This window comes from Curtobacterium sp. Arg-1 (assembly GCF_025643395.1).
Classification (GTDB): Bacteria; Actinomycetota; Actinomycetes; order Actinomycetales; family Microbacteriaceae; genus Curtobacterium; species Curtobacterium poinsettiae.
On sequence record NZ_CP095731.1, the window covers coordinates 1,775,898 to 1,798,252 of the forward strand.

Here is a 22,355-nt window from a genome sequence, read left to right on the forward strand (position 1 = left end):
TCCTGACCACCTCCACGACGCCAGGGAGTGTCGACGATGTCCTCGTCCGTGTCCTCGAGCACCAGCCTCGCGATCGACGGTCTGGTCAGCGGTCTCAAGACGACCGACCTCATCAACTCGCTGATGAGCGTCGAGGGCGTCCCGCAGACCCTGCTCAAGAACAAGCTCACCACCACCAACTCGTTCATCTCGTCACTGCAGACGCTCAACGGGTTGATCCAGGGGCTCGCCACCAAGGCCGCGGACGCCGCGAAGGCCTCGTCGCTGGACCTCTTCGCCGCGACGAGCAGCGCTGCCGGCGTCACGGCCCTCACCGGCACCGGCGCGACCGCCGGGTCCATCAGCTTCACCGTCGGATCGACCGCCTCGGCCCAGGTCGGTGTCACGGCTGCGATGTCGACGTGGTCCAGCGATGCGCAGCCGATCACGATCGTCGGCGCGGACGGCAAGTCGACCACGGTGACGCCGACGTCCGGCTCCCTCGACGACGTCGTGTCCGCCCTGAACAAGTCCGGTGCGGGCGTCACCGCGACGAAGGTCTCCGCCGGTACCGACGCCGACGGCACCAAGCTCTCCCGCCTGCAGCTCACGTCCGCGAAGACCGGGGCGGCCGGCGGGTTCCAGGTGTACCGGGGTGGCGCGGACGCCGTGGCAGCAGGCACCGCGACGAACGTCCTGACCGAGACCGGTGCCGCGGTCGTGACCGCGGCGACCGATGCCAGTGTCACCCTCTGGGCCGGCACCGCCGCCGCGCAGACGGTCACGAGCGCCACCAACACCTTCACGGGCCTCGTCCCCGGGGTCGACGTCACGGTGTCGAAGACCACCGCCGAGCCGGTCACCGTCACCGTCGCGCAGGACACCACGAAGGCCCAGTCCGTGGCCTCCGGGCTCGTCGACGCGATGAACGCGATCGCGGCCTACTACAAGACGAACACCACGGTCTCGAGCACGACCAGTGCCACGTCCGGCACCACGACGACCAAGGCCGGTGTCCTGACCGGCGACGGCGCCTCCCGCGACGCGGTGCAGCGCCTGACGAGCACGATGTCCGCCCCCGTCGACGGCAAGTCGCCGTCGACCATCGGCATCGTGATCATGAAGGACGGCACCTTCACCTTCGACCCCGAGGTCTTCCAGAAAGCCCTCGCGACCGACCCGAAGGCCACCCAGGCGATGCTCTCCGGCGTGGCCGCCAACGTCGGCGCCGCAGCCACCGCCGCGTCCGACAAGTACGACGGCTCCGTCACGACCTCCATCACCGGCCAGCAGGCCGTCGCGAAGGACCTGACCACCCAGATCGACAGCTGGACCGACCGGTTGGCGATGCGCCGGGCCTCGCTGCAGACCCTCTACGCATCACTCGAGACCAGCCTCAGCAAGCTCCAGTCGCAGTCGAGCTGGCTCGCCAGCCAGCTCGCCTCGACGTCGAGCTGACGGGAACGACCATGACCTTCGACTTCCAGGCCGCCGCCTTCCGCCAGGCCGCCCAGCCCCGCACCGTCACCGACCAGCGACGTGCCCAGTACACGAACGAGGCCGTGCTCTCGGCGACCCCGGCCCAGCTCGTGACGATGCTCTACGACCGACTGCTGCTCGACCTGCACCGGGCCGAGGCTGCGCAGGTCGCCGCCGACTGGGCGGCGGCACGCGAACAGCTCCTGCACGCCCAGGCCATCGTGGGGGAGCTGTCCAGCACGCTCCGGATCGACGTCTGGGACGGCGGCGAGGGCCTGCTCGCCGTGTACAACTACGCGTCCACCTCGCTCATCACCGCCAACGTGCACCGCGACGTGCAGGCGACCCGCGACTGCATCCGGATCCTCGAGCCGCTGCGTCAGTCGTGGCACGAGGCGGCCGCGTCGCTGCCAGCGACGCCCGCCACGCAGCAGCCGACCGGGGGAGCCCTCGGTGTCGCCTGAGCAGCCCGACGGGCGAGCCGTCTGGGAGGCCCTGCTCACGTCCCTGGAACGCGACGCCGCCGGGCAGGCGGCCGGTTCCACGGCCGTGGCCGGGTGGTCGGAGCCAGCCGGGCTGGGACCGCTGCCGCGCGACCTGGTGGGACGGGCCTCCCGGCTGCTCGCCGCGCAGCGGGACCGCATGACGGCGCTCGAGGCGGACCGCCGCTCGACGCTGGAGCACCTCGGCGCCCTGCGCGCCGTCGACGCCACGCGCGAGCCCCGCGGATCCGTGTACCTCGACGCGTCCGCCTGACCCGCACCCCCGCACCAGTTCTGCGACAGAGCACCCGTCGATCGACGGGTGCTCTGTCGCATCTCGGGTGCTCCGCCCCGCGCAGCGCCGACCGCCCCCCCCGTTCGGGGCGACGCCTAACGCGGCCGACGACGGGCTCCGATAGCGCCCCACGAGCACGGATCGCTCACCAGTTCGGCCAGGGATCGGCCACCACCGCACGGCGACGTCGTCAGCACGACGACACGCCCTGACGAGGGGGACCCTTCCGTGTTCGATTCCGTGACGAGCGTCGCGCTGCAGAGTGCACTCGACGGCCTGTCGATGCGTCAGAAGGTGATCGCGAACAACATCGCGAACATCAACACGACGAACTACCACGCCGAGAAGGTCCAGTTCGAGGACGCCCTGGCGAAGTCGATCGTGGACGGCGACGGCGCCACCACGCCGACGATGGCGCGCAGCCTCGAGCCGACGAACACGAACGGCAACAACGTCAACCTCGACGAGGAGACGCTGTCGAACATCGACACGGTGCTGCGGTACCAGTTCGCGACGCAGGCGATGAACTCCGAGCTCACCAGCGTCCGTGCGGCGATGCGGACGAACTCGTGACGACCTTCGACGCGATCGGCATCGCGAGCACCGGTCTGACCGTGCACCGGAAGTGGCTCGACGCCGTCTCGGACAACATCGCCAACGCGAACACCGTGAAGTCGATGGACGACACCGCGTTCCAGGCGCGGTACGTCGAGGTGCAGGAAGGCGCCGGCGTCTCCGGTGCCTACGTCAAGGGCGCCGCGTTCGGCAGCGCCGCCGGCCGTGTCACCTACGACCCGGACAACCCGCTCGCGAACGAGGAGGGCTACGTCCGCATGCCCGACATCGACCTCGGCACGCAGATGGCGGACCTCATCATGGCCCAGCGCGGCTACCAGGCGAACGCCGCCGTGGTCGACCGTGCCAAGACCGCCTACGAGGCGGCACTGCAGATCGGGAAGAACTGATGCCCATCGACGCCGTCAACGGTGTGACCACCAACGCGATGACGAACGCACTGACCGGTGTGTCCGGCACGTCCAGCGACGTCGCCGGCGCTGCGGGCGCGACGAGCACCGACGGCAGCGGGTTCGCCGCGAGCCTCGGCAACGCCGTCGACGGGCTGCAGTCGCTGCAGAGCGACTCGAAGACCCTCGCGCTCAAGGCCGTCACCGGCAACCTCGACGACATCCACGACGCCACGATCGCCGCCACCCGCGCGCAGGTCACGCTCGAGCTCGTCTCCGCCGTCCGCAACAAGGGCGTCGACGCCTTCAACGAGATCATGAGGATGCAGGCCTGATGCCCGTCGCCGTCAAGAACGTCCTCGCACGCCTGTCCGCGTACGTCAAGGGCTTCTCCGCCGCCCAGCGCACCATCGCGATCCTGGCGATCGCGGCACTCGTGCTCGGCGGGATCGCCCTGGCGTCCTGGCTCGGCAAGGCGTCCTACGCGCCGCTCTTCACCGGGCTCGCCGCGGCCGACGCGAGCTCCATCACAGACCAGCTGCAGACCGACGGCGTGCCGTTCCAGCTCACCGACGGCGGTGCGACGATCCTCGTGCCGCAGGCGCAGGTGTACTCCGAGCGGCTCAAGGCGGCGTCGAACGGCCTGCCGTCGTCGAACGAGGGCGGCTACTCGCTGCTCGACAAGATGGGCGTGACGAGCTCGGAGTTCCAGCAGGACGTCACGTACAAGCGTGCGATGGAGGGCGAGCTCGCCAAGACCATCGGCGCGATGGACGGCGTGCAGACCGCCACCGTGCAGCTCGCGATCCCGGAGAAGTCCGTGTTCGTGTCCGAGGAGAAGGACCCGACCGCGTCGGTGTTCATCGCGACCGAGAACGGCACGCAGCTCAGCACCGACCAGGTGCAGGCCGTCGTGCACCTGACGAGCGCCTCGGTCGAGGGCATGCAGCCCACCGACGTCTCCGTCGTCGACGCGAAGGGCCAGACCCTGTCGGCCGTGGGCACCGGTGCGACCGGCAGCGGCGCGGACCAGGCCGCCGACTACGACGCGGCGACGAGCAAGAAGATCCAGGACCTGCTCGACACCACGCTCGGGGCCGGCAACGCGACCGTCGTGGTCTCGGGGACGATGAACCAGGAGTCCGGCACCCGGACGTCGGAGAGCTACACGAGCCCGACCTCGGGCCCGGTCGCGCTGAACGAGTCGAGCACCACCGAGGAGTACGGCGCCGGTGCCGGCGCAGGGAAGGGTGCCACCGGCGTCCTCGGCCCGGACAACATCGCCGTCCCGAACGGCACCGCCACGAGCGGCGCCGGCGACGACGGGTACAAGAACGAGTCGGCGACGAAGAACAACGCCGTCGACCACACCACCGAGACCACGCAGATCCCCTCGGGCGGGCTCGACCGGCAGACCATCTCGGTCGCGCTGAACTCGAAGGCCGACGCCGTGCAGAACGCGAACCTGCAGAGCATCAACGACCTGGTGTCCGCCGCTGCAGGGGTCGACCAGGCCCGTGGCGACCAGGTCAAGGTGGCGATGATGGACTTCGACACGAGTGCCTCCGACCAGGCCGCGAAGGCGCTCGAGGAGCAGCAGAAGGCCGACCAGCAGGAAGCACTGTGGTCGTCGATCCGCACCGCCGGCATCGTGATCGGCATCGTCCTGGCCGTCATCGCGATCATGTTCTTCGTCGCCCGCCGCAACCGCAAGCAGGAGCGCGAGGCCGTCGACCTCGGCGAGCTCGACGCCTTCGCCGGCGAGACGTTCCAGCTGCCCCTCGCGATGGACGGGCTCGACGACCGGGCGACGCTCGGTGCCGGTGACGCCCCGACCGCCGTGCTCTCGGCGATGCCCGCCGGGGACGCCCCGACCGAGGTGCTGACCACCGAGGAGATCACGGCCGAGCGCCGCCGTCAGGACATCTCCGCCCTGGCCGAGCGCGACCCGAAGCGCACCGCCGAGCTCCTGCGCGGGCTGCTGGACGACCGGGCGCCGGTGTGAGCGCGCTGATGCCGAGCCCCGGCGGCGGAACCGGCCCGAGCGACCGTGCCCTGACCGGCGCGCAGAAGGTCGCGCTCATCCTCATGCAGATGGAGACCGAGCGCGCGAGCGCGGTGATGAAGCAGTTCACCGAGATGGAGGCCGAGGAGATCTCCGCCGAGATCGTCCGGATGCGCCGCCTCGAGGACACCGTCGTCGACCAGACCATGAGCGAGTTCCACCGCCTCACGATGAGCGGCCGCACGCAGAAGCGCGGCGGCAAGGAGACCGCCCTCGGGCTGCTCGAGGCGTCGTTCGGCGCCGAGCGGGCCGCCGGCGTGATGGACCGTCTGGCCTCGAACCTCGCCGGGCAGTCGTTCGACTTCCTCGACGACGCCGAACCAGGCCAGGTCGTCACCCTGCTCGAGGGCGAGCTGCCGCAGACCATCGCCCTCGTGCTGGCGCACCTGGGCCCGGGGCAGGCCAGCGCCGTGCTCGCCGGCGTCGACGAGCGTGTCCGCACCGACGTCGCCCAGGCGTTCGCCACCATGGGCAGCGCGACGCCCGAGGCCGTCGGCATCGTGGCCGGGGTGCTGCGCCAGCGTGCCGGTGCGGTCGTCTCGCCGCGCGAGAGCGTCGAGGTCGTCGGCGGCATCGCACCCCTGGTCGACATCATCAACCGCTCCGACGTCGCGACCGAGAAGGCCGTGCTCGAGGGACTCGAGGCCCGCGACCCGGAGCTCGCCGAGGACATCCGCTCCCGCATGCTCACCTTCGAGGACATCGTGAAGCTCGAGTCCCGCGACATCCAGCAGGTGCTGCGCGGCATCGACTCCAAGATCCTCGCGACCGCCATGAAGGGCGCCGCCGGGCCGGTCGTCGAGACCATCCGCGCGAACGTGTCCGAGCGCAACCGCGAACTGCTCGACGACGAGCTGCAGGCCATGGGCCCGGTGCGGGTCTCGCAGGTCGAGGAAGCGCGTGCCGAGGTCGTCCGTTCCGTGCGGGAACTCGAGGCCCAGGGCATCGTCACCGTGCACCGCGCCGAGGAGGACGAGCTCGTTGACTGACACCGTCGTGCACCGCGTCGCCTTCCCGGCGATCACCGCCACCGCCGGACGCGACCGCGCGTCGAGCGCCGACGTCCGCGGGCACGCGGCCGGCTACACCGCCGGGCTGCGTGCTGCGCAGGCCGAGACCGAGGCCCTGCGCGCCCGGCTCGAAGCCGAGCACGCCGCCCGGGTCACCGCGTTGCAGGCCGACACGGCACGTCGCATCGCGGTCCTCGACGCCGCCACGAACGCCCTGCTGTCCGCGGTCGCACCCGTCCTGGCGGACGCCGAGGCGTCGGTCGCGAGCGCGGCAGTCGACCTGGCCGAGGCGATCGTCGGCAACGTGGTCCGCGCCTCCAGGCCCGCACACGACGCGACCGTCCTCGACGGACCGGGCAGCCGGGAGGCCCGGATCACCTCCGGTGCCGAGGCCACCGTCCGGCGGGCGCTCGCGTCCGTCGACCGCACGGTCCCGGTGGCCGTCCGGCTCAGCCCGGCGGACGCTGCGCGCGTCGCCGGGCTCGACCTGCCGGTCCCGGTGATGGCGGACGGCACGCTGCGCGACGGCGACGCCGTCGTCGACCTGCCGGACGGCATCCTCGACGCGCGCATCGCGACGGCGCTCGACCGCGCACGCACCGCGCTCGGTGTCGACGCGACGGGAGCCGACCGGTGACCGCCACCCTGCTCCGCCCGCGCGGCCTCGACGAGGCGCTGCTGCGCGCCGCACCCCAGCGGGTGGGCGTCGTGACGAGCGCCGTCGGCCTGGGGCTGACGATCGCCGGGCTCGACGCCCGCGTCGGCGACGTCGTCACGGTGGGCGCCGAGGACGGCGAACAGACCGCGGTCGAGGTCGTCGCCACGGATGCCTCGGGCATCCGCTGCATGCCGCTCGGCCGTCTGATCGGGGTCACCGCCGGCACACCGGCGCGTCCGACCGGCCGCCCGGTGCTCGTGCCGACCGGTTCCGGACTGTTCGGCCGGGTGCTCGACGGGCTCGGCCGGCCGATCGACGACCGCGGCCCGCTCGAAGGCCCCCGGGGCGAACCCGTCACCTGGGTCCCGCTCGACCACGACACCCCGAGCGCGATGGCGCGGACCCGCATCGACACGCCCATGCAGCTCGGCGTGCGGGTCCTCGACACCCTGACCACGGTCGGCCGTGGGCAGCGCATGGGCCTGTTCGCCGGGTCCGGCGTGGGCAAGTCCTCGCTGCTCTCGATGATCGCGCGGGGCAGCGACGCGGCCGTCAACGTCATCGCCCTGGTGGGGGAGCGCGGCCGCGAGGTCCGCGAGTTCCTGGAGGACGACCTGGGACCCGAGGGGCTCGCCCGCTCGATCGTCGTCGTGTCGACCTCGGACGAACCCGCGCTCATGCGCCTGCGTGCCGCGTTCGTGGCCACCCGCATCGCGGAGTCGTTCCGCGACGCCGGCCAGGACGTCGTGCTCATGATGGACTCACTCACGCGCGTCGCCATGGCGCAGCGCGAGATCGGCCTGTCGGTGGGGGAGCCGCCGGCCACCCGGGGCTACCCACCGTCGACGTTCTCGGTGCTCGCCGGCCTGCTCGAGCGCGCCGGGACCGACCGCGTCGGCAGCATCACCGGCATGTACACCGTGCTGGTCGACGGCGACGACCACAACGAGCCGATCGCGGACGCCGCCCGCAGCATCCTGGACGGTCACGTCGTGCTCGACCGCAAGCTCGCGATCACCGGGCACTTCCCGTCGGTCGACGCCCTCGGCTCGGTCTCCCGTGTCGCCTCGAAGGTCACCCGACCCGAGCAGCGAGCCGCGGCCACCGTGCTGCGGAAGGTGATGGCCGCGCGCGCCGGTGCCCAGGACCTGCTCGACGTCGGCGCCTACCAGCGCGGATCGAACCCCCTGGTGGACGCCGCGGTCGACCACCAGGGATCGATCGACGCCTTCCTGCGCCAGGGCATGGACGAGCGTGCCACCGCAGATGCGTCCTGGCAGCGCCTCGGCGGCCTCGTGCAGCAGCTGGGGGTGTCGTGATGGCCCGCCGTTTCCCGCTCGCCGGGCTCCTGCGCCTGCGGCACACCCAGCAGGACCGTGCCGCCGCCACGCTCGCCACCGCGAACGAGCGTGTGCGTGACGCGGCCGACGCCCGGATCGCCGCACGCCGGAGCCTCGCCGACAGCGAGGACGCCCAACCGATCCAGGACGCCGCCACCCTGAGCGCCGTCGCCGCAGCACGTGCCGCGACGCGCGGGATGCTCGAGGAGCTCGACGCCGTCGTGCAGAACCGCCGCGCGGACGCCGACCGGGCGCAGCAGGACTACACCGCCGCCCGCCGTGCCGCCGTCGGACTCGAGAAGCTCGAGGGCAAGCACACCGAGCAGCAGGCGGCCGAGGAACTCCGGACCGAACAGAACGCCCTCGACGAGATCGCGGCACGACGCCGCACGGAAGGTGGTGCCCGATGACCGTCGAAGCGGTGCTCTCCCGGATCTCGGAGATCCGGTCCCAGATCGACACGCTGCGCGGCGGGACGGCCACGGCTGCCCCGAGCGCCTCCGCCGCCAGCGGTGCCGCGGGGTCCGCGGCCTTCGCGGACGCCCTCGCCACCGCCGACGGCACGACCGGCGCCGCGACCGCTGCCGGTGCGACGGCCTCGGCCACCCCGACGGCCACCCGTGCCCCCGCGACCTCGGTCGACGCCGGGGCCGGCACCCTCGCCACCGGCAGCGGTGCCACCGGGGCTGACGTCGTGGCCGACGCGAAGAAGTACCTCGGCGTGCCGTACGTGTTCGGCGGGGAGACGACCGCGGGCATGGACTGCTCGGGCCTGGTGCAGACGGTCTTCAAGGACCTCGGGGTCACGATGCCCCGGGTCGTGCCGGACCAGGCGAAGATGGGCGTCGAGGTCGGCTCCCTCAAGGACGCCCAGCCCGGGGACCTGATCATCCCGAAGGGCGAGGGCCACGTCGTCATCTACGTCGGCGACGGCAAGGTGCTGCACGCGCCGCGCCCCGGCAAGGACGTCCGGATCGTCGACAACTGGTACTCCGACGGCGACATCGCGACGATCCGGCGGATCGTCCCCGCGCAGGCGGCCCCGGCGGCCGTCACCGCGCCGAGCGCCTCGGTTGCGCGTTCCGCGACCGACCTGCAGACCGCCGCGCTGCTGTCCATGATGCAGTCCGGGAGCGCCGCATGAGCCTGACCATCGCCACCCAGCCGTCCGTGCCCACCGCACCGAGCCCCACCCGGGGTGCAGCGTCCGACCCTGCGGCTGCCGGGTCCTTCGGTGCGGCACTGACCGCCGCCGTCGCGACCGAGCGGCGAGCCGGCGACGGTGCTGCCGAGCGGGACGACACCGAGGGCCGCACAGCGGACGGTTCGGCCGCGACGCCGAGCACCGCTGTCACGCCGTCCGCGTCGACCTCGACCTCGACGTCGGACCGGTCGGTGCCGGCGACCGATCCCACGTCCGTCGACGCGCAGTCGCTGCTCGCCGTCGGGCTCACGGCCACGCCAGCCGCGCCGGCCGCTCCGGCTGCCGTCGCCACGAGCACGACGGCGGGCCAGGCCGCCGTCCGCACGGGGGAGCCGTCCGTGGCGGGCCCGCACGCAACCGACGGGACCGCTGCGATCCCGACGACCACACCGAAGCCGGTGCCGGTGCCGGCCGCGGACACGGCGTCACAGACCTCGTCCGCCCCGACGCCGACGAGCGGAACCGCTTCCGTCGCCCCGCAGCAGGCACCGGCGACGGCGCCGGCCGTGCCCGCGGTGACGGCGACCGCTCCGTCGGCGCCCGCGGTGCCGCCGAGGGGCACCGCGTCGCCGGCAGCTGCCTCCGAGGCCGCTCCGGGCACCGCCCCCGCGCCGACCGCGGTCGCCGGCGCCACCGTCGCTGTCCCGGCGGCGGCGATCCCGGCCGCGGCACCGACGCGGACCGACGAAGCCACCTCCACCGGCACCCCGGCCCCGCTGCCGGCCGTCGCAGCGGGTGCCGCCCCGGCAGCCGGCACCGGCTCCCGAGCCGGCCACGGGACCCAGCAGCAGGCGTCGACGCCGGGCGATCCGGGCCTCCCGGCCGTCGTCCCCAGCCGCGGTGGCGAGACCCCGTTCGTCATGTCGACGACGCCGACCGCCGCGCCCGCCGCGGCGACCGCGCCGGCCCCGGCGCCGCTCGCCCAGCAGCTGGCGCGACCGGTGTTCACGCTCGCACAGGCCGGCCCCGGCGAGCACGTCGTCACCGTGCAGGTCGTGCCGGACAGCCTCGGCCCGGTCACGGTGCGCGCGCACGTCACCGCGCACGGCATGCACGTCGAGCTGTTCGCCGCGTCGGACGCCGGCCGCGAGGCCGTCCGCCAGGTGCTGCCGGACCTGCGACGCGACGCCGGCGGCACCGGTGTGAGCACCACGCTCGACCTGTCGTCGCAGAACCAGCCGCAGGACGCGCCGGGTCGCGACGAGCGCCCGGCCGCACGTGTGCTGCCTGGCGACCCCGGACTGGAGGCGCGGGGCACCCCGCGCACGCAGCCCGCCACCCACACGCCCTCCATCCGCACCGCGGGACTCGACGTCCTCGCCTGATCCGGCTCACGAACAGGAACGCACCATGCCCATCGACGGCATCACCGGCAGCGTGGACCCGACCGCGCAGGCCGCGGCCCTCGCCGCGAACTCCACCGCACAGAAGTCCCAGACGATGGACTCCGAGGTCTTCATGAAGCTGCTCGTCACGCAGCTGCGCAACCAGGACCCGTCGTCGCCGATGGACACCAACCAGATGATCGGCCAGCAGACGCAGCTCGCGATGATGGAGCAGATCACCAACCAGACCACGACGGGGAACGAGAACTTCTCGCTCCAGATGCGCATCGCCGCGGCGAACCTCGTCGGCAAGCAGGTCAGTTACACCGACGCCGACTCGGGCGGGTCCGTCACCGGGACCGCCTCGGCCGTGTCGTACGCGAAGAGCGTGCCCACGGTCACCGTGAACGGGAAGGAGGTCGCTCTCGACGTGATCTCCGGCATCACCACCACCGCTCCGGCGTCCTGACGCCCGTTCTTTCCTTCCTCGATCTTCCTGCCTCTCCGAAAGGACGCACCATGCTCCGCTCGCTCTACTCCGGGATCTCCGGCCTCCGCTCCCACCAGCAGATGCTCGACGTCACCGGCAACAACATCGCCAACGTCAACACCGTCGGCTTCAAGTCGTCGACCACGGTCTTCCAGGACACCCTGTCGCAGATGACCCAGGGTGCCGGCGGACCGCAGACCGGCATCGGCGGCACGAACCCGGCCCAGATCGGCCTGGGCGTGCAGGTCGCCGGGGTCTCCACGAACTTCTCGCAGGGCTCGGCGCAGGCCACCGGCAAGGCCACCGACCTGATGATCTCGGGCGACGGGTTCTTCGTCACCCGCCTGGGCAACGACACCGTCTACACCCGCGCCGGGGCGTTCGACTTCGACGCGAACGGCCGCCTGGTCACCGCCGACGGCAAGATCGTGCAGGGCTACCCGGCCACGAACGGCGTCGTCAACGAGAACGGGCAGCTGTCCGACATCACGCTGCCGCTCGAAGCAGCAGCCCCGGCGGTCCGCACCACCGCCGCCACCGTCGCGGGCAACCTGCCGTCCGAGACCGCCGTCGGCCAGACCATCACGCGCGAGGCCACCGTGTACGACGCCTCCGGTGCCAAGCACACGATGTCGCTCGCCTACACGCGCACCGCCGGCGGCTGGGACGTCACCGGGCGCAACGGACAGGGCACCACGGCGACCACCTCGCTGACCTTCGGCACCGACGGCAAGCTGACCGCCGGCGGGACCCTCGCTGTCGGCGGCATCCGGGTCGACATGGGTGACCTGACCGGGTTCGCCTCGCTCAACACCGCGGCGATCGGCTCGCAGAACGGCCGCGAGGCCGGGGCGCTGCAGGGCTACTCGATCTCGAAGGACGGCACCGTGACCGGCACGTTCTCGAACGGTGCGTCGCTCGCGCTCGGCCGCATCGCGCTGGCCACGTTCGCCAACCCCGCCGGCCTCGAGAAGACCGGGGCGTCGGGCTACCGCGCGACCGCGAACTCGGGCGGTGCGACGGTCGGGGGCCCCGGTTCGGCCGGCGTCGGTTCGCTCGCGGCAGGGACGCTCGAGATGTCGAACGTCGACCTGTCGCAGGAGTTCACGAACCTGATCGTGGCGCAGCGTGGGTTCCAGGCGAACGCCCGCATCATCACGACCTCGGACGAGGTGCTGCAGGAGCTCACGAACCTCAAGCGCTAGGCGCTAGGCGCGGGGTCGCGGGCGCGGGCTTCGCTCGCGTCGCGAGCGGTTGGTGAGCAGGAACGGTCGGGTGCTGAAGGGGGACTCGACCGTTCCTGCTCACCATCGTTCGTGGTGCAGGGAGTTCGGCGCCGGTTCGTGACGAAACGCTGCGTCGTGACGTCTCATCGGTGCGATGCACGAGAACCACGACACCGACCACCGACCCGACCACCGCTGCTGCAGCGTCTTCGACCGCTGGCGCTGCGATCGACCGAGCGGCCACGACGGCGTGCACGAGTCGCGTGCTCCCGGCGGACGCACGAGCTGGAACGACGGGCTGACCGGGCGGCGGCTCGGGGACGTCTGAGCTCGCGCGATGTCCGAGGGCGAGACGTGTCGTCCGGACTTGTGGCGGTCTGGGCGCGGCCCGATGTATGGTCAGCGCATGCTGACCATTGCCCCGCGGCTCGATGTCCTGAACCGGCTCGGACGGGCACTGTCCGACCCGACCCGAGCGCGGATCCTGCTCCGACTGCTCGACGACCCCGGCTACCCGGCGCGGCTGTCCGAGGAACTCGAGCTGACCCGGACCAACGTGTCGAACCACCTGGCGTGCCTGCGCGGCTGCGGGATCGTCGTCGCCGTGCCCGAGGGACGGCGGACCCGCTACGAGATAGCGGACGGCAACATCACCCGCGCGCTCGAGTCCCTGGTCGACGTGGTGCTGGCAGTCGACGGCGATGGTGACGGTGACGGCTGCGCCGTGGACGTCGGCTGCGGGGCCGAGCGGTGACCGCCGCCGTGGTTTCGCTCACGCCGGTCCGTGCTGGCGTCCTCCGGCGACGGATCCGCTGGATCGTCGCGGCGACCATCGCCTACAACGTGCTCGAGGCCGTCGTGGCGATCGCCGCCGGTTCGGTGGCGTCGTCCACCGCGCTGATCGGCTTCGGGCTCGACTCGATCGTCGAGGTCCTGTCGGCAGCGGCCGTCGCGTGGCAGTTCGCCGCGCGGGACCCGGAGGCGCGGGAGCGGACGGCGCTCCGGGTGATCGCGGTCTCGTTCTTCGGGCTCGCTGCCGTAGTCAGCATCGACGCCGTCCTGACGTTCACGGGTGTCCGCTCACCGGAGCACAGCCCGGTCGGCATCGTCCTCGCCGCGGTGAGCCTGGCGGTCATGCCGTTCCTGAGCCTCGTCGAACGGCGGACCGGACGCGAACTCGGCTCGGCGTCGGCGATCGCCGACTCGAAGCAGACGCTGATCTGCAGCTACCTGTCGGCGGCGGTGCTGCTCGGCCTGCTGGCGAACACGCTGTTCGGCTGGTGGTGGGCCGATCCGCTCGCCGGCCTCGTCGTGGTCGGGTTCGCCGTGCGTGAGGGGCTCGAAGCCTGGCGCGGCGACGCGTGCAAGCAGCCCGTCGCCGCGCTGACGGGGGAGCGTGCAGCTGCCGGTTGCGAGTGCTGCTGAGCGGTGTCTGGCAGCAGCAGCCGGTTCAGTCGGTGTCGGTTCCGGCTTCGCTGACGTGACTGACCGCGTCGCCGACGATGTGGGCGATGTGCTCGTCGTGGAGCGAGTAGACGGCGTTCCGCCCGATGCGCTCGACCTGCACGATGCCTGCGAGCCGCAGCGTGCGCAGGTGCTGGGAGACGAGCGGCTGCGAGAGCTCGGTCGCGTCGGCGAGCGAGCCGACGTCGGACGGTCCGGCGATCAACGCGGAGAGGATCCGCAGTCGCGCCGGCGAGGAGAGCGCCTTGAAGAGGTCCGCCGCTGCTTCGATCCCGTCTGACATGGACTCATGTAAGCGCACGCGCATACTTGCATGCAACACGACGGCCCCGGCGCGGTGCGTCGGGGCCGTCGTGCAGGTCCGTTGATCGGTGCTGATCACGGGCCTGCGCTGATCGGGAGATCAGTGCTCGTCGTAGTGGTCGCCGTGCTGGGCGTGCTTGTGGCCGTCGTGGACGAAGTCCACGTGGTCCTCGTGCTGGACCGTCTCGTGGCCGCAGCCGTCCTGGTGGGTGTGCTCGGCGACGGTGTGCTCTGCGCTGTTCTCGTGCTCGGCCATGGTGACCTCCTGCTGATCGACGGTTGGGATGCCCTCAGTGTAGGCCACGCATGCAGAAGTTGCAATACATTTATAGATGAGAACGGATGTCAGTTCCGGGGGATCCGGTGCACGGTCCGCTCGACCACCTCCGATACCCAGTGCGACGGTCGGTCGATCCCGTCGGGCAGCATCGTGGCGGTGTCACCGCCTGCCGCGTTCACCTGCGCCTGCGTGAGGAACAGCGCGGTGGACAGATCCGCTCCGTCGAGCCGGGCGTCCCGCAGATCGACCCCGAGCAAGTCGACGCCGGACAGGTCCACGCCGCGCAGGTCCGCCCCGATCGCGGTGGCACCCCGCAGGTCGGCGCCGGCCATCGGCCGGCCCCGCAGATCACGACCGGCGAGGTCGGCCCCCGGTCGCAGCAATCCGGCCCGTGAATCGTCCTGGCCGGCGCGGTACCTGGCCCGGACCTCGCCGCTCAGCTCGACCAGGACGTCCCGGACGCGTTCGTGCAGCGGCTCGACGTCGAGCGCCAGGAGCGTCGGGCGACCTGCGACGAGCACGCGCCGGATCTCCCGCGTCAGGAGCCCGGCGTCCTCCGCCGAGTCGGGCGTGACCGCACGGTCCTGCGCCTCGGCGAGGTGCCAGAGCATCTCGTGCAGCAGGCGGACGATCGGGAACACCCGGAACATCTCCGCGCGGGAGTCAGGGTGGTCACGCCAACTGACCCCGTCGTAGAGGGTCTGCGACACGTACTGGCCCGCACCGGAGCAGTCGAAGACGGTGCACCCCCGGAACCCCCGCGGCCGGAGCGTCTGGTGGATGGTGCAGGAGAAGTCGTCAGCGAGGTTCCCGCACGGGGTGCCGGCGGGCTTGTCGATCGGGAAGTCGGCGGAACGCTGGAACCCGAAGGCGGTGCAGCAGAGCGCGAAGCAGTTGCCGCAGTCCGCGCGCAGGGCGGACCGGTCGGTGGTCGTCATGGAGTGGTCTTCCTCTGGTGGTCTGGATGGTGTGCCGGGTGTGGGGGAGCTCCTGATGGAGTTCCCCGTCCGGGCGCACGAGACCACCCCCGCGCGTCGGCGGGGCGAACCGGTGGTGCTGGGCGACCAGTGGGTCACCGAGAGAGACGGAGGATCACTGTGGCCAGGCTAGCGTTCCCGCTGCGACGGGAACCGGAAACGGGCGTCCCTGGTGAGCACAACAGACCGGGTACGCCCGCTTCGACCAGGTGTGCCCGGGGGCGCCCTACGACGACGCGGGCGGTGACGCCACCGACTCGATGCCGTCCAACCGCGCCTCCTCCGCGTCGTACCCGGCGCGCACCTGCCGCAGCACCAGGTCGTCGATCTCGTCGGCGTCGCGCAGGCGCAGCAGGGTCTTCGCCTTGTGCTGCACCAGTGCGAGCTCGAGGGCGACCGCGTTGTCGTGCCGCTGGAGTGCGGGGTGGTCGTCGTCGTCCCCCTCGCGGGCCTCGATCACGTCGAGGTGGGCCTCGTAGTCCTTCCGCAGACGAGCGACCGTCGCACGGTCGGCGCCTGTCGACCGTGCGAGGCGGGGGAGTGCGTCGAGGGCCTCCTCGATCGCGGTGCGTTCGGCGTAGCGACGTTCGTCGCTGACGGATTCGTCCTCGGGCAGCGCGGCGCGGCGCAGGACGGCCGGCAGCACCAGGGCCTGCCCGACGATCGTGACGATGACCACCCCGGCGGTGACGAAGACGATGAGGTCGCGCTCGGGGAAGCCCCCGCCGGACTCGAGGGTGCGCGGCACGGCCACGGCCATGGCGAGCGACACGGCGCCGCGGAACCCGGCGAAGCCGCTGACCAGCCGGTCACGGTGTCCCTCACGGGGTTCTCCGCCGGTGCGTCGGGTGACGAGCCAGATCGTCCCACCCGCAGCGTTCAGGAACGCGAAGCGCACGATCACCAGCAGCACCGCGACCGCGAAGACGATCCCCGTCCCGCGCAGCAGGTCCGCGGGGTCGAGCGCGCGTGCGGCGACCATCGCCTCGATGCCGACCAGGACGAACAGTGCCCCGTTGAGCAGGAAGGTCAGGAACGACCAGAAGGCCCGGACCTGCTGCCGGGTCTCGGCGCGGTCGAGCTTCGGCCCGACCTGGCTGACGACGATGCCCGCTGCGACGACGGCCAGCACGCCGGAGGCGCCGATCGCCTCGGCGGCCAGGAAGGCCGCGAACGGCACGAGCAGGGTGACGAGGTTCTCGAGCACGACGGTGTCGACCCGGCGCAGCACCATCGTGCCGATCCAGGCGGCGGCGAGCCCGGCGGCGACCCCGCCGACGTACGACAGCGCGAGCATGCCAGAAACACCCCAGAACGTGAGCTCCTGCGTGCCGACGGTGACGGCCACCGCGATGCCGTAGACCACCAGCGTCGTGCCGTCGTTCACCAGGCTCTCGGCGCGGAGCACCGTGACGTTCCGGCGCGGCAGCATCTTGGTGAGCACGCCGACCGCGGTCGCGTCGGTCGGCGCGACCGCGGCGCCGAGCACCCATGCGGGGCCCCAGGGCATGCCGAGCAGGTGCAGCAGGGTGGCGACGGCACCGGCGGTGACCACGACGAGCAGGGTGCCCATCAGGACGATGCCGCGCAGGTTCTTCCGGATCTCGCGGAGCGACGTCGTCAGGCTCTCCCAGTACAGCAGCGCCGGCAGGAACAGCAGCAGGACCGCCTCGGCGGGGAGCTCGACGTCCGCGAACTCGGGGACGAGCCCCAGCAGTGCGCCGAAGACCAGGAGCAGCACGGGCGGCGCGATCCGGATCCGGTCGGCGACCGCCGCCGTCAGCGCGATGGCTAGGCCGAGCACGACCACCAGTTCCGGTCCCAGCACGTACACTCCGATCGTCGTCCGACCCGCAAGTCAACGCCGATCCACGGTGGATCCTTCCAGAACAGCCGGACGACGCGCCGCACCGCTGCGCGGTACCGATCGCACCGGGACGGGACGGGACGACGCGCTCAGAGCCAGCCGCGTCCGCGTCAGACCGTCCGCGGCCGACGCACCACCCGTCGCCACCACGCGCGCCACGGCAGGCTGCTCACCAGCGCGGACCCGATCACGACGGTCCCGAACCACCCGACGACCACGCCCGGGATCGGCACGAGCAGGCTCGCCCAGAGCAGGACCGACAGCACCCCGAGGACGTACGCCGCCCCGGCCTTCAGGTACCGCAACCGCTTCAGCCCCGCGGCCTGGTCGACCCGCGACGTCAGGCGGGCCAGGAACACCGCGCCGACACCGATCGCCCCGACCGCCACGGCGGCCTGCTCGAGCGCCCCGAGCCCGTCCGACCCGAGCGGCCCGGACCCCGACAGGCTGTACACGCCGTCGAGGATCTCGAAGAGCATGAACACCACGAGCCCCCGCTCGAACACGACGGTCGACGCGTACAGGTGGATCCGCCAGGCACCGCGGCCGATCCCGATCGACTCCGTGTCCGACGTGCCACCCCCGGACCCGGGGCGCAGCGCCCACGCCGCGGTCCACTTCGACACGAGGTACGCGGCGATCCCGGCAGCCCCGCCGATCGCGACCGGCAACAGCACACCGGGCGCCCACCCGGCACGCGACCCGACGAGGACGGACGTGACGACGACCCCCGTCGTGGCGGTGACCAGCGACCAGACGCGCGGTCGCGCGACGGAGGCGAGTCGCGCCTCCAGGCTGCCCAGCCACGACCTGCGGGACGCGCGGTCGGTGTTGAACAGGTACTCGGCGAAGACCTGCCAGATGAACGCGGCGCCGAAGGCGGCCAGGGCGGGACGCACCTCGGCCAGGTGCGCGGAGAACGAGCCGGGTGCGAAGACGGCCTCCTCGACGGAGCTCGCCGGGTCGGTCGCGTCACCGACCGCGACGGCGGCCGGCGGCAGCAGCAGCCGCATCGCGAGCACGCCCGCGACGATCCCGAGCGACAGGAACAGCCGGCGGGCGGGGGAGTGCAGGCGTCCGGCGATGCCGGCCATCGGCACGGACGAGTCCGCAGCCATCGCGATCTCGAGGAACGCGAGGGCGACGAAGGCGAGCGCGCCGGCGGGGCCGAGCACCAGCCAGGCCGCCGCGGCGGCCGCGACGGTGATGAGCAGGGGGACGGTCAGGAGCGATCTCGTGGCCATCTGCCCATCCAGCCCGTCCGGGCTGGGCGGCGCATGGAGCGCTCCTGGGCATCGGCCTGGAGGCCCGTGGGGACCCCGTCAGACGGGTGACGGCCCGTCCCCACTTGCGGGGACGGGCCGTCAGGTCGGGCTCGCAGAACACCGGTGTTCGCGTGCCGAACCGCGTTCTGCGCGTGTTCGACCGGCGAACACCGGTGTCTTGCGGGGGCCCGCGTCAGTCGTGGAACGTCTCGATGGACGCACCGAGCGAGTTGAGGCGCTCCTGCAGCTGCTCGTAGCCACGGGCGATGATGCCCACGTTGCGCAGGACGCTCTCACCCTTGGCCGCGAGCATCGCCAGCAGGATCACGACGGCGGGCCGCAGTGCCGGCGGGCAGCTGATCTCGGCGCCGGAGAAGTGCGTCGGACCGGTCACGTCGAGGCGGTGCGGGTCACGCAGGGTGACGCTGGCGCCCAGGCGGGTGAGGTCGAGCAGGTGGATCGCCCGGCCCTCGTACACCCAGTCGTGCACGAGCGTGGTGCCCTCGGCCATGGCCGCGATCACGACGAAGAAGGGCAGGTTGTCGATGTTCAGGCCCGGGAACGGCATCGCGTGGATCTTGTCGATCGGCGCGTGCAGTTCGGACGGGTGGACCGTGATGTCGACGAGGCGGGTGCGACCGTTGGCGGCGGCGTACTCCTCGGTGACGTCGAAGCGCAGGCCCATCTCGGCCAGGGTCGCGAGCTCGATCTCGAGGAACTCGATCGGCGCCCGGGTCACGGTGAGGGTCGAGGCGGTGACGATGCCGGCGGTCAGCAGGCTCATGGCCTCGACCGGGTCCTCGCTCGGCCAGTAGTCCACGACCTCGTCGATGCGGCTCTTGCCCGTGATGCGGAGCGTGGTGGTGCCGATGCCCTCGATCTGCACCCCGAGCAGCTCGAGGAAGAAGCAGAGGTCCTGCACCATGTAGTTGGGGCTGGCGTTCCGGATGACGGTCTCACCGTCGCGGGCGGCGGCGGCGAGGATCGCGTTCTCGGTCACGGTGTCGCCGCGCTCGGTCAGCACGACCGACTTGGTGGGGACGGCCTGGTTGGCGACGTCGACCTCGTACCAGCCGGACGTCGCTTCGACGTCGACGCCGAACGGACGCAGCGCGATGAGGTGCGGCTCGACCGTGCGGGTGCCGAGGTCACAACCGCCGGCGTAGGGCAGGCGGAAGGACTCGAACCGGCCGCTGAGCGGGCCGAGGAACATGAGCACGCTGCGGGTGCGACGGGCGGCGTCGGCGTCGATCGCGTCGAGGCGCAGGTCCTCGGGGGCGACGATCTCGAGGGTCTCACCGTCCTCGGACCACGTGACGCTCGCGCCGAGGCTGCGGAGCACGTCGATGATGCGGTCGACCTCGACGATCCGGGCGACCTTGTGCAGACGGGTCACGCCGCGGTTCAGCAGCGAGGCGCAGAGCAGTGCCACGGCGGCGTTCTTGCTCGAGTTCACCGCGATGGAGCCACTGAGCTTCCGGCCGCCCTGCACCCGAAGGTGGGCACGCTGCGGAGCGCCGCCGATCGAGACGATCTGCTGGTCGAGGGCGTCGCTGATGCGGGTGAGCATCTCGAGGGACAGGTTCTGCCCACCCTGCTCGATGCGGTTGATCGCGCTCTGGCTGGTGCCGACGCGTTCGGCGAGCTGGGCCTGCGTCATGCTGCGGCCCTTGCGGGCGCCCCGGATCAGGGCGCCGACCTCACGGAGGGGTGCTGCGGTCGCCGGAGATGCCGGCGAGACGACGGTGGTGGTGTCAGTCATGTGCGCCACGCTAACACGCTCATGAGATAAACCAGCGGAAGATCGGCACCCTTTGCGCGCCTCGAGGTCTCGAATACGTCACAGTTGGGAATTTCGGGGGACGAACGCTCAGGCATCGGTCAGGCGGCCGTCGACGACGGTGACCAGGCGGTCGAGCGCGTCGCGGTGGACGAGGTCGTGCGTGACGAGCATCGTCGCCGTGCCCTGCTCGTGCGTGAGACGCGCGATCAGCGCCATGATCTCGGCGCCCCGCTCCTGGTCGAGTGCGCTGGTGGGTTCGTCGACCAGCAGGACGGACGGGGTGTTCACCAGGGCGCGGGCGATGGCGACCCGTTGCCGCTGGCCACCGGAGAGCTGCGCGGGACGTTTGCCGCGGTGCTCGGCGAGACCGACCGCTGCCAGCAGCGCATCGGCACGGGTGTGCACCGCGGTCCGGTCTCGGCGGCCGCCACCGAGCTCCGCCATGACGAGCAGCTGTTCCCGCGCGGTGAGCGACTCGATGAGGTTCGACTGCTGGAACACGATGCCGACCTGGTCGCGGCGGAGCGTCGTCGCCTCGTTCCGGCTCAGGGTCGCTGCGTCGACGTCGTCGATCCACACGTGCCCGGAGTCCGGGCGGATCAGGGTCGCAGCGACGGCGAGGAGCGAGGACTTCCCGGAGCCGGAGGGCCCGGTGATGCCCGTGACCACCCCGTTCGGAGCGGTCAGGGACACGCGGTCCACCGCCGTGATGCGGGAGTCGCCGTCGGGGAAGGTGAGGGTGACGTCGTCGAGGGTGATCATCGGTTGCTCCCGAGTGCGGTGAGGGGGTCGGCCTTGGTGACGGTGCGGAGTGCGACAGCGGCACCGGCGAGGCCGAGGACGACCATCACGGCGGCCGGCAGCAGGGTGGTGAGCGGACTGAGCAGGAACGGCAGGACACCGGTCGCGAGCGTCCCCAGGACCGACACGAGACCGATCCCGACCCCGACGCCCACGGCCAGGACGACGAGTGCCTGGCCGAGGGCATCGCCGACGAGCGACGCGTCGGAGGCGCCGAGGGCCTTCAGGACGGCGATGTCGTCGGCACGCTGCAGCGTCCACACGGTGAAGAACGCCCCGACGACGAGTGCGGAGACACCGAAGAGCATCACGATCATGAGCCCGAGTGACCCGACCTCCGACTTGAACGTGTCGAGCGCGGTGAGGCTGGCGAGCGGTGACGCGGCGACGGTGTGCGTGCGGTCCGCCGTGCTGCCCCAGTCCGGCGCACCGGAGACGGCGAGCACGGTCGCTTCGCCGTCCCCGCCGAGGCGCCGGTCGGTCGACGCCCACGCGGTCGGGGAGAGCGCGACGACGGGGGTGTGGCTGTACCAGGCGTCTCCGCCGACGGTGGCGACCCGAAAGGTCGTCCCGGCGATCGTGACGGCGTCCCCGACGGCGACGTCGAGGTCCTTCGCTGCGCCGGCGGACAGGCCCACCGTGTCGTCGGACCGCGGAGCCAGGTCGGTGACCGTCGACGCGGGGGCTCCCCGCGGCACGCCGAACAGGGCGACGGCCACCGCTGGTGCGGTCTCGGCGTGCGCTTCGGCCCGCCCCTGTGCGATCCCGATCGGCGTGACGTGCTCGACGCCCGAGGACTGCCGCCACGCGGAGACCGTCGCGGCGTCGATCGTCGACTGCGAGAACGACGGCTGTCCGGTCGAGGGCTCCTGCAGGACGAGGCGGTTCCCGGGGAGGCCGAGGACCGCGGACACGTCCTGTGCGCCGAGCCCACCGGTCAGACCGGCGAGGAAACCGACGAGCAGGGTGATCAACGACACCACGGACCCGATCAGCACGAACCTGCCACGGGCGGCTCGGAGGTCACGCCAAGCGACGAACACGATGGTTCCTTCCCGACAGCAGGGACGCTCCCCGCCGTCCAGACGAGCCTCGCC

General features: G+C 72.0%; 26 protein-coding genes. 18 read left to right on the top strand and 8 right to left on the bottom strand.

From position 1 onward, the window contains the following. Nucleotides 1-48: 48 nt before the first annotated feature. From fliD to MXD64_RS08615, 18 genes are all read left to right on the top strand, one after another. On the top strand, nt 49-1,437 hold the full coding sequence (gene fliD / locus MXD64_RS08530) for a flagellar filament capping protein FliD (RefSeq protein ID WP_231564021.1): 1,389 nt from the start codon (nt 49-51) through the stop codon (nt 1,435-1,437). Nucleotides 1,438-1,448: 11 nt separating this feature from the next. Continuing rightward, nucleotides 1,449-1,922, top strand: coding sequence for a flagellar export chaperone FliS (locus tag MXD64_RS08535; RefSeq protein ID WP_017886133.1), 474 nt, complete (start codon nt 1,449-1,451; stop codon nt 1,920-1,922). Continuing rightward, nucleotides 1,912-2,214 carry a hypothetical protein gene (locus MXD64_RS08540; RefSeq protein WP_017886134.1) on the top strand — a complete coding sequence of 101 codons (303 nt, stop codon included), beginning with the start codon at nt 1,912-1,914 and terminating at the stop codon, nt 2,212-2,214. Before MXD64_RS08535 ends, MXD64_RS08540 begins: the two co-directional genes overlap by 11 nt. Before the next feature lie 249 nt (nt 2,215-2,463). Continuing rightward, a complete protein-coding gene (locus MXD64_RS08545) occupies nt 2,464-2,808 on the top strand; it encodes a flagellar basal body protein (protein WP_017886135.1) in 345 nt (114 codons plus the stop codon). After that, nucleotides 2,805-3,200, top strand: coding sequence for a flagellar basal body rod protein FlgC (locus tag MXD64_RS08550; RefSeq protein ID WP_017886136.1), 396 nt, complete (start codon nt 2,805-2,807; stop codon nt 3,198-3,200). The genes MXD64_RS08545 and MXD64_RS08550 overlap by 4 nt, the downstream gene beginning before the upstream one ends. Then, complete coding sequence (gene fliE, locus MXD64_RS08555; protein WP_042537074.1) at nt 3,200-3,535, top strand: flagellar hook-basal body complex protein FliE; 336 nt, start codon at nt 3,200-3,202, stop codon at nt 3,533-3,535. Before MXD64_RS08550 ends, fliE begins: the two co-directional genes overlap by 1 nt. Beyond that, nucleotides 3,535-5,205 (top strand): flagellar basal-body MS-ring/collar protein FliF, encoded by a 1,671-nt coding sequence (gene fliF / locus MXD64_RS08560; protein ID WP_042537076.1) that lies wholly within the window; start codon nt 3,535-3,537, stop codon nt 5,203-5,205. The genes fliE and fliF overlap by 1 nt, the downstream gene beginning before the upstream one ends. A gap of 8 nt (nt 5,206-5,213) precedes the next feature. Then, on the top strand, nt 5,214-6,254 hold the full coding sequence (gene fliG, locus MXD64_RS08565; protein ID WP_042537259.1) for a flagellar motor switch protein FliG: 1,041 nt from the start codon (nt 5,214-5,216) through the stop codon (nt 6,252-6,254). Then, complete coding sequence (locus MXD64_RS08570) at nt 6,247-6,912, top strand: FliH/SctL family protein (RefSeq protein ID WP_042537077.1); 666 nt, start codon at nt 6,247-6,249, stop codon at nt 6,910-6,912. The genes fliG and MXD64_RS08570 overlap by 8 nt, the downstream gene beginning before the upstream one ends. Next, nucleotides 6,909-8,252: a FliI/YscN family ATPase gene (locus MXD64_RS08575; RefSeq protein WP_056068508.1), complete on the top strand. Its 1,344-nt coding sequence runs from the start codon at nt 6,909-6,911 to the stop codon at nt 8,250-8,252. Before MXD64_RS08570 ends, MXD64_RS08575 begins: the two co-directional genes overlap by 4 nt. Beyond that, nucleotides 8,252-8,683 carry a flagellar FliJ family protein gene (locus MXD64_RS08580; RefSeq protein ID WP_056068510.1) on the top strand — a complete coding sequence of 144 codons (432 nt, stop codon included), beginning with the start codon at nt 8,252-8,254 and terminating at the stop codon, nt 8,681-8,683. The genes MXD64_RS08575 and MXD64_RS08580 overlap by 1 nt, the downstream gene beginning before the upstream one ends. After that, nucleotides 8,680-9,417 carry a C40 family peptidase gene (locus tag MXD64_RS08585; protein WP_259552489.1) on the top strand — a complete coding sequence of 246 codons (738 nt, stop codon included), beginning with the start codon at nt 8,680-8,682 and terminating at the stop codon, nt 9,415-9,417. The genes MXD64_RS08580 and MXD64_RS08585 overlap by 4 nt, the downstream gene beginning before the upstream one ends. Beyond that, nucleotides 9,414-10,802, top strand: coding sequence for a flagellar hook-length control protein FliK (locus MXD64_RS08590; protein ID WP_056068512.1), 1,389 nt, complete (start codon nt 9,414-9,416; stop codon nt 10,800-10,802). Before MXD64_RS08585 ends, MXD64_RS08590 begins: the two co-directional genes overlap by 4 nt. A 25-nt stretch (nt 10,803-10,827) precedes the next feature. Beyond that, nucleotides 10,828-11,271: a flagellar hook assembly protein FlgD gene (locus tag MXD64_RS08595; protein WP_042537086.1), complete on the top strand. Its 444-nt coding sequence runs from the start codon at nt 10,828-10,830 to the stop codon at nt 11,269-11,271. A gap of 50 nt (nt 11,272-11,321) precedes the next feature. Further along, nucleotides 11,322-12,497: a flagellar hook protein FlgE gene (locus MXD64_RS08600; protein ID WP_017887465.1), complete on the top strand. Its 1,176-nt coding sequence runs from the start codon at nt 11,322-11,324 to the stop codon at nt 12,495-12,497. Nucleotides 12,498-12,672: 175 nt separating this feature from the next. Then, the gene (locus MXD64_RS08605) at nt 12,673-12,846 is read left to right on the top strand and encodes a hypothetical protein (RefSeq protein ID WP_156155264.1); all 174 of its coding nucleotides are present in this window, start codon (nt 12,673-12,675) and stop codon (nt 12,844-12,846) included. 78 nt (nt 12,847-12,924) lie between these two features. Next, entirely contained in the window at nt 12,925-13,272 is a 348-nt protein-coding gene (cmtR, locus tag MXD64_RS08610; protein ID WP_042537088.1) for a Cd(II)/Pb(II)-sensing metalloregulatory transcriptional regulator CmtR, read from the top strand. Continuing rightward, entirely contained in the window at nt 13,269-13,943 is a 675-nt protein-coding gene (locus MXD64_RS08615; protein ID WP_263137418.1) for a cation transporter, read from the top strand. Before cmtR ends, MXD64_RS08615 begins: the two co-directional genes overlap by 4 nt. A 25-nt stretch (nt 13,944-13,968) precedes the next feature. Here the strand turns inward: MXD64_RS08615 and MXD64_RS08620 are convergent, their stop codons facing one another. The 8 genes from MXD64_RS08620 to MXD64_RS08655 all read right to left on the bottom strand — a co-directional run bounded on the left by MXD64_RS08620 (nt 13,969) and on the right by MXD64_RS08655 (nt 22,301). Beyond that, nucleotides 13,969-14,265: an ArsR/SmtB family transcription factor gene (locus MXD64_RS08620; protein ID WP_017887461.1), complete on the bottom strand. Its 297-nt coding sequence runs from the start codon at nt 14,263-14,265 to the stop codon at nt 13,969-13,971. A gap of 120 nt (nt 14,266-14,385) precedes the next feature. Beyond that, on the bottom strand, nt 14,386-14,541 hold the full coding sequence (locus tag MXD64_RS08625; RefSeq protein WP_017887460.1) for a hypothetical protein: 156 nt from the start codon (nt 14,539-14,541) through the stop codon (nt 14,386-14,388). 89 nt (nt 14,542-14,630) lie between these two features. Continuing rightward, nucleotides 14,631-15,503, bottom strand: coding sequence for a pentapeptide repeat-containing protein (locus MXD64_RS08630; RefSeq protein ID WP_140448026.1), 873 nt, complete (start codon nt 15,501-15,503; stop codon nt 14,631-14,633). Between the two features lie 265 nt (nt 15,504-15,768). Next, nucleotides 15,769-17,370, bottom strand: coding sequence for a Na+/H+ antiporter (locus MXD64_RS08635; RefSeq protein WP_031259878.1), 1,602 nt, complete (start codon nt 17,368-17,370; stop codon nt 15,769-15,771). Nucleotides 17,371-17,519: 149 nt separating this feature from the next. Beyond that, nucleotides 17,520-18,653 carry a DUF475 domain-containing protein gene (locus MXD64_RS08640; protein ID WP_017887457.1) on the bottom strand — a complete coding sequence of 378 codons (1,134 nt, stop codon included), beginning with the start codon at nt 18,651-18,653 and terminating at the stop codon, nt 17,520-17,522. Nucleotides 18,654-18,867: 214 nt separating this feature from the next. Further along, nucleotides 18,868-20,436, bottom strand: coding sequence for a helix-turn-helix domain-containing protein (locus tag MXD64_RS08645; RefSeq protein WP_017887456.1), 1,569 nt, complete (start codon nt 20,434-20,436; stop codon nt 18,868-18,870). Nucleotides 20,437-20,544: 108 nt separating this feature from the next. Further along, nucleotides 20,545-21,219 carry an ABC transporter ATP-binding protein gene (locus MXD64_RS08650; protein WP_017887455.1) on the bottom strand — a complete coding sequence of 225 codons (675 nt, stop codon included), beginning with the start codon at nt 21,217-21,219 and terminating at the stop codon, nt 20,545-20,547. Further along, nucleotides 21,216-22,301, bottom strand: a complete 1,086-nt coding sequence (locus MXD64_RS08655) for an FtsX-like permease family protein (protein ID WP_263137419.1) — start codon at nt 22,299-22,301, stop codon at nt 21,216-21,218. Before MXD64_RS08655 ends, MXD64_RS08650 begins: the two co-directional genes overlap by 4 nt. Between the last annotated feature and the right edge of the window lie 54 nt (nt 22,302-22,355).